This window comes from uncultured Dialister sp. (assembly GCF_900541605.1).
Lineage (GTDB): Bacteria > Bacillota > Negativicutes > Veillonellales > Dialisteraceae > Dialister.
The window spans coordinates 1-6,733 of record NZ_UQKJ01000106.1; the positions used below are offsets into that span (position 1 = coordinate 1).

Annotated in this window: 4 protein-coding genes; 1 reads left to right on the top strand and 3 read right to left on the bottom strand. The window is 55.6% G+C overall.

The annotated features are described in order from the left end of the window. Positions 1-128: 128 nt before the first annotated feature. The 3 genes from QZR21_RS07395 to QZR21_RS07405 form a co-directional block, all read right to left on the bottom strand. Positions 129-899 (bottom strand): TatD family hydrolase, encoded by a 771-nt coding sequence (locus QZR21_RS07395; protein ID WP_296974677.1) that lies wholly within the window; start codon positions 897-899, stop codon positions 129-131. Further along, positions 899-2,842, bottom strand: coding sequence for a methionine--tRNA ligase (gene metG, locus QZR21_RS07400; protein WP_296100337.1), 1,944 nt, complete (start codon positions 2,840-2,842; stop codon positions 899-901). The genes QZR21_RS07395 and metG overlap by 1 nt, the downstream gene beginning before the upstream one ends. A 688-nt stretch (positions 2,843-3,530) precedes the next feature. Continuing rightward, positions 3,531-4,862 carry a helix-turn-helix domain-containing protein gene (locus tag QZR21_RS07405; RefSeq protein ID WP_296097123.1) on the bottom strand — a complete coding sequence of 444 codons (1,332 nt, stop codon included), beginning with the start codon at positions 4,860-4,862 and terminating at the stop codon, positions 3,531-3,533. A gap of 207 nt (positions 4,863-5,069) precedes the next feature. Here QZR21_RS07405 and QZR21_RS07410 point away from each other — a divergent pair, with 207 nt between their 5' ends. Beyond that, entirely contained in the window at positions 5,070-6,320 is a 1,251-nt protein-coding gene (locus tag QZR21_RS07410) for an MFS transporter (RefSeq protein WP_296097122.1), read from the top strand. The last annotated feature ends 413 nt before the right edge of the window (positions 6,321-6,733 follow it).

The window sequence follows — 6,733 nt, forward strand, 5'->3', positions numbered from 1 at the left end:
CCACCATTCCTCATTCCTAATTCCTAATTCCTAATTTTCCCCGCGCCGCCAGCAGCTGAAAGCCCCCATACGGACGCACGGCGCTCGCCCACACGTAAAAAAACTCGAGACCCAAGTCTCGAGTTTTCTTACTCTATTCCATATATGGCCATGCCATTTTTCTTTGTAATCTCTATGAGTTCTTCCACCGGGATTCCTTTGATCCTTGCCAGTTCTTCCGCCACGTAGATGACGTTGGAAGGGTCGTTCCGCTTTCCCCGGTTTGGGGGCGGCGTGAGGTAGGGGCTGTCGGTCTCTATGAGGAGCCTGTCCAGGGGGACTGACGCCGCCGCTTCTTTGAGGCGGGTGCTTCTGGGGAATACCACAGGTCCTGCGAAGGAGATATAGAAGCCCAGTTTCATGAATTCCTGCGCCATTTCCGCGCTGCCGGAGTAGCAGTGGAGAATGCCCCGCATGGCGCTCCCCCTGTGTTCCTTCAGGATGGACAGGGTATCGCCGTGGGCTTCCCTGTCGTGGATGAGGAAGGGCAGGTCCAGGTCTTTGGCCAGCTCGATCTGCCGGCCGAACCAGGTCTTCTGGGTTTCCTTGTCGCTGTAGAGGTAGTGGTAGTCCAGGCCGATTTCGCCGATGGCCTTCACCTTCGGTGAAGACTGGGCCAGGTCTCCGATTTCCTTCAGGATTTCCTCGCTGGCCTCCCCGGTTTCCTGGGGATGGATGCCAACGGCACAGTACAGGAAATCGTACTTTTCCGCCAATGCCAGGGATTTCCGGCTGGTAGCCAGATCCTCCGACGGGATGACCACGTAGTCCAGGGTCTTCCGGAGTCTTTGAATCACCTCGTCCCGGTCCCGGTCGAAGGCTTTGTCGTAAAGGTGGGCGTGGGTGTCGAAGAGGCCCATTATTTGACCTTGCTGCCGGCGGGCATATCTACGAAGGGCACCTTCAGCTCTCCGTCCTTGGAGGCGGCGAGGATCATGCCCTGGGATTCGATACCCATGAGTTTGGCCGGCTTCAGGTTGGAAACGAAGATCACGTGCTTGCCGATAAGATCCTCCGGCTTATAGTATTCGGAAATGCCGCTCACCACGGTCCGTGTATCGCCGTCACCGAGGCTGACGGTCATTTTGATGAGCTTCTTGGACTTCTTCACCTTTTCAGCGGTGAGGATTTCTGCCACCCGGAGGTCGGTCTTGAAGAAATCATCGATGGAAATAGAAGGCTCGGTCTCCTTCTTTTCTTCCTTTTTCTCTTCTTTCTTTGCTTCCTTCTTCGGAGCCGGAGCTTCTTCCTCTTCGACTTCGATGCGCGGGAAGATCTGGTCTCCCTTGTGGGTTACGGTGCCGTCAGGAATGCCGCCCCAGGTGAGGTCCTTGTAGGAGGCAGCCTTGAAGTCCGTAAGGCCCAGCTGGTTCCAGATTTTTTCACAGGCAATAGGAATCACCGGTTCTGCCATGAGGGATACGAAGCGGAGTCCTTCGCAGAGGTGGTACAGCACAGCGTCCAGGAGGTCCTTCTTTGCCGGATCCTTGCCCAATGCCCAGGGCATGGTGACATCTACGTACTTATTGAGGGAACGGATATAGGTCCATACGGCTTTGATGGCGTCGTTGATCTTCCAGTTATCCATGCCGCTGCGGAAGGCTTCGAGAGTCTTTGCTGCGTTTTCTTCCACTTCTTTAGAAGCGGCGGCAATGGTCTCATCTCCGGAGGCATCTCCCTTATGGAGGACGCCCTTATTGTACTTGGCCACCATGGACAGGGTGCGGTACAGAAGGTTGCCCAGGTCGTTGGACAGGTCCGAATTGATGCGGTTAATGAGGCGGTCCCGGTTGAAGTTGCCGTCCTGGCCCAGCTGGATATCGTTCAGGAGGTAGTACCGGATGGCGTCGGAACCGAATTCATGGAGCAGCGGAATCGGGTCGATCACGTTGCCCCGGGACTTGGACATTTTCTCCCCGTCCACAATGAGCCAGCCATGGCCATAGACCTTCTTCGGCAGTTCGATGCCAAGGCTCATGAGCATAATCGGCCAGATGATGGTATGGAAACGGACGATTTCCTTCCCCACCAGGTGTACATCGGCGGGCCAGAATTTTTTGAATTTTTCCGGATTATCCACAATGCCGGCGGCGGTGAGGTAGTTTACGAGAGCGTCGAACCATACGTACACCACGTGCTTCGGGTCGAAGGGCACCGGAATGCCCCAGGTGAAGCTGGTACGGGATACGCAGAGGTCTTCCAGGCCGCTCTTCACGAACTGGATCATTTCATTTCTGCGGGATTCAGGCTGGATGAAATCCGGATGCTCTTCGATGTACTTCATCCAACGGTCCGCATACTTGGACATGCGGAAGAAATAGGCATCTTCACTGACCCGCTGCAGGGGACGGCCGCAGTCCGGGCACACATGCTCTTTGGTGAGCTTGTTTTCCGGCCAGAAGGTTTCGTCGGGGATGCAGTACCATCCTTCGTACTTGCCAAGGTAAATGTCTCCCTTGTCATAGGCCCGCTGGAAGAGCATCTGGACAACCTTCTTATGCCGTTCTTCGGTGGTCCGGATGAAATCGTCGTTGGAAATGTTCAGTTCCTTCCAGAGCTGCTTGAACAGGGCCACGATCTTGTCCACGTACTGGATCGGGGTGACACCTGCTTCTTCCGCCTTCTGTTCGATTTTCTGTCCATGTTCATCACTGCCGGTCAGGAAGAACACGTCGTATCCGTCGAGCCGCTTGAACCGGGCCATGCAGTCCGCAATGGACGTGCAGTAGGTATGGCCGATATGGAGCTTTGCGCTGGGATAGTAAATAGGGGTGGTAATATAATATGCTGGTTTTTCACTCATAAAAAAATGCCTCCTCATGGATTGCCTGGGATAGGGCTTGTGATTGGTTTGTATATAAACATTATTATAACGCTAATGGGAAATAATAATCAATGAAATTGAGATCGAGACTGAGGTCGAGGGAAGCAGCGAGCAGGTGGCTGGCAGCTGGATCTGGTGGCCAGGGGTCCAAGCCCTGCGGGCCGGGTAACGGATGGCCGGGTGCCGCAGGCTTATCTTTACCTACCCATCTATGGGGGAGGTGCCGTAGGCGGAGGGGGCTCTCGCTGAAGTCGCTCCCACCGTATGAATCGAAATTCCCGGCCCCTCTCGCACCATACCATCAGGCACCCTTCCACCGCTGACGCGGTCCCCCGATCGCCTTCGCGATGAAAGTGTCTCACTGGATTTTCGCTCGCTACGCTCACTACAGCACGGCTATCAGCGACTCACAACAATTTGAGCGTCGCTTGCGCTCCTCCGCTACGGCTGTCACCGACTCACAATGATTTGTACGTCGCTAACGCTCCTTCAAATCATGTTCGCTGGTGCAACTTGTGTTCGCTGCTGTAACTCCAGTTCGCTTACTTTTCCCCTCTAAAGAGGGGAGGTTGGGTGCTCGGGCGGCGGAGCCGCGGGACCTCAACTCTCAACTCTCAATGTTACTCTTTCTTTCAGGGCCTTCGGCCCCATCCTCTCGACCTCGATCTCATTTCCCCTTCATCTTCGGCTCCAGAAGGATTTCTATGATCCGGCTGGGGCGGCCTGTTTTTTCTGTGAACTGCCGTCCCACGTCCTGGGCCAGGTGGTGGTCGATGAGCTTGGCGATGATGCGGTTCATGGTTCTCGTGGTGACGCCGATGAGGTCTGCCAGTTCGGCGGAGGTGAAACGCAGGCGTCCTTCGTCCCGGCAGGCGTGGTACAGGTTCGAGAGGATCCGGATGCTGACTCCCGATTTCTTGGAGAGGTAGAGAAATTTCTCATCGATTGGCCCTTCTTTCCGGCAGTCATTGGCCTTGTCGTTGGCGGCCATGGGCACCGGGGTGAAGAGGTCCCGGCCTATGAGGTAGGCCTGGCTGCCGCCGGCGGCGATGGCGTGGTTCATGGCCCGGAGGGCGTGATACTTGGCGTCGGCGGCGGTGGCGCCGTAGCCGATGCCGATGGACAGGGTGAAGGCTGTATTCTCCGCCACGTTCTGCAGGATGTGCAGGTGCCGGTAATGGTCTGTCATGTTCTCGATGATGGAGGATGTGGCGAAGAGCATGTATTCCGCCGGCGGCTGTTCGATGCAGGCGGCGTCCATGGACTTCGCGAAGCGGTAGACTTCACGGGCCACCGCCAGTTTCTCCAGAGACAGCCGGAAGTCCGTGGCTTCGGGAATGGGATTTTTCGGTGTATCCGTATGGATGGCGATGACCGCCAGCCGGTTGTTCTGGTTCAGCTGGAGCTCGTAGGTCAGTACCAGCCGCTGCAGGCCGTTTCGAATGTCCTCGTAGGAGGGCTGGAGAATGTATACGGGGACGCCCCGCTTTTTCAGCATATCCCGGACCTGGTAAAAAATGGTGATACAGAAACTGACGGCGCCGCTGCGGTAGAGTTTCTCCATGCGGATGGCGTCCCGGATGAGGAGGCCCTCGCTGTAGGCCTTTACCGGCATGATTTCCACATGCCCCTCTTCCGGCGGCAGGCCGATTTCCTGGAAGGCCAGGTCGAAGAGCGTCGTATTGTCCATGTCCGTGGCGATTTTCATGGAGTGCCCTGCCACCTCTGCCCGGAAGAGGAGCCGGAGCAGGGCGGATACGGACCGGGGGATGGTGAGCCACTCCGACGAGTGGGGAATGGCCTTTTCCGCATACCGCCGGGCCGTGTTGCCCAGGAAGAGGAAGGTGTCGATATTCCCCTGGTGGCCGGAGAGAATATCCGGGATCTCCACGATGGTTCGATAAGGGAAGGGGACTGCTTCGATTTCCGGAAATTCTTTAGACAGGAAATGGGTGATTTCATCCATGATTTCGGTGGGAACTACGATACCGATTCGCATGATACTCTCCTTTTGGGACAGAATAAAGGTCTATTAAGGACATTTGCTTTTCCTTATGATAAGCGTAAATGGGAGGAAAGTAAATAGACCCGGTACTGTGGCCGGGGGCAACGGTGCCTGATGCAGAAAATTCTCTGTGATTCAGGCCGTTTTTGTAGGGAAAGGCCCTGTCCTTTCCGGGAGTGTAAGTAGTGCAGGAGGTATTGTATGGGCTGGCTCAAGAAATTACAGAGTGAGAACCGGTATGTGGTATTTTTCTTTTTGTACATAGGATTCTGTATATCCTATATCGATCGTTCCGCCATAGGGCTGTCGCTGCCCTCCATTTCCAAGGACTTTAACCTGGCCCCCACGGAAATGGGCGTGGTGATCAGTGCCTTTTTCATCGGCTATTCCATTATGCAGATCCCCGGCGGCTGGCTGGCGGACCATTTCGGGTCCAAGACGGTGATCATGATCGCCCTCACCCTGTGGTCCATCTTTACCTTCACCACCGGCCATGCATCTACCCTGGCGGGACTCCTGTTCCTCCGGTTCGTCTTCGGCCTCTGCGAAGGACCTTACGCCGGCTCCTGCTACCGGGCCATTGCGGAATACTTCCCCCGGGAGCTCCGTGCCACCTTTACCACCGGCATCCTTTCGTCCAACTACATCGGCAGCGCCATTGCTCCGATCATCATCGTGCCCCTGATCCTCTGGTTCGGATGGCGCGGCATGTTCCAGATCCTCGGCGTTATCGGGCTTATTTATGTATTCTTCTACGGTATCTTTGTGAAACAGTCCAGACCGAAGGAAGAAACCAAGGCGGATGATAAGAATAAGACGAAGTACTTCCTCCGTCTCCTTCATTTCCCTATGATCTGGAAACTGGTAATCTGCGCATTCTGCGTTTCCTGCATCAATAAAGGCCTGGACGCCTGGATGCCGACCTACCTCATCGCTGAAAGAGGGATCAACCTGAAGGCCGTGGGCTATGTGACACCGATTCCTTTCATGGCATCCTTCCTGTCCGCCGCTGTCTGCGGATGGGTGATGAATAAATACTTCGACAAGAAAGAACAGTACCTCATCGCCATCTGCGCTGCCATGACCGCCATTTTCCTGTACCTCATGTACAATGCGGAAACCCTCTTCTGGGTAGTGGTCTTCCAGTGCGGCGTGTACTTCTTCAAGGCCTGCATCCTCGGTGCGGCTGTTGCTATCGTTCTGAAAATCGTCACCGGCTCCATCGCCGGCTCCGCATCCACCCTCATCAACATGGGCGGCCAGGTGGCAGGCTTCATCTCCCCGGTAATCATGGGGTACCTGGTCTCCGCATTCCATGGCTCCTTCAATGCCGTATTCTACTACCTCATGGGCGCCGCTGCCCTCTGCGCCGTGAGTGCCCTTCTCATCCCGAAGCGGACGGAAGACGTCCTTGACGTAGGCGAAGAAGAAGCGGAAAATCAGAAAGAGTGATGGCAGGCTCAATCGTTATAAAAGCTTCAAGCCATTATTTATGAAAAATGGAGATAGAGGTCAAGACCCAGGGAAACCGCGGCCCCGCCGCTGTTGGAATCCTGATGAATCTAAACCCAAAACGTGAAAATGACACTGCAACAGGCTCTCTTCTCAGAAGAGAGCTGCCCACCGGGCTGAGAGATGGTGATGGAAGCGCCGCAGGCGAACCAGCTTTCCTGACTGCTAGCAGCTAGAAGCCCCACCCGTCCGCACGACGTTCGGCCACATGGTACCCGGCCCAAAGGGCCCGATCAGCTCAAGGCTAAAGGCTCCGTCCGCGCGCATGTTCATTATCCACCCCAATGCCGCAGGGAAGACGCCAGACAGGATCAGCCTGTGGCGCATCCAACCGCTAACCTCCGTCGCCTGAC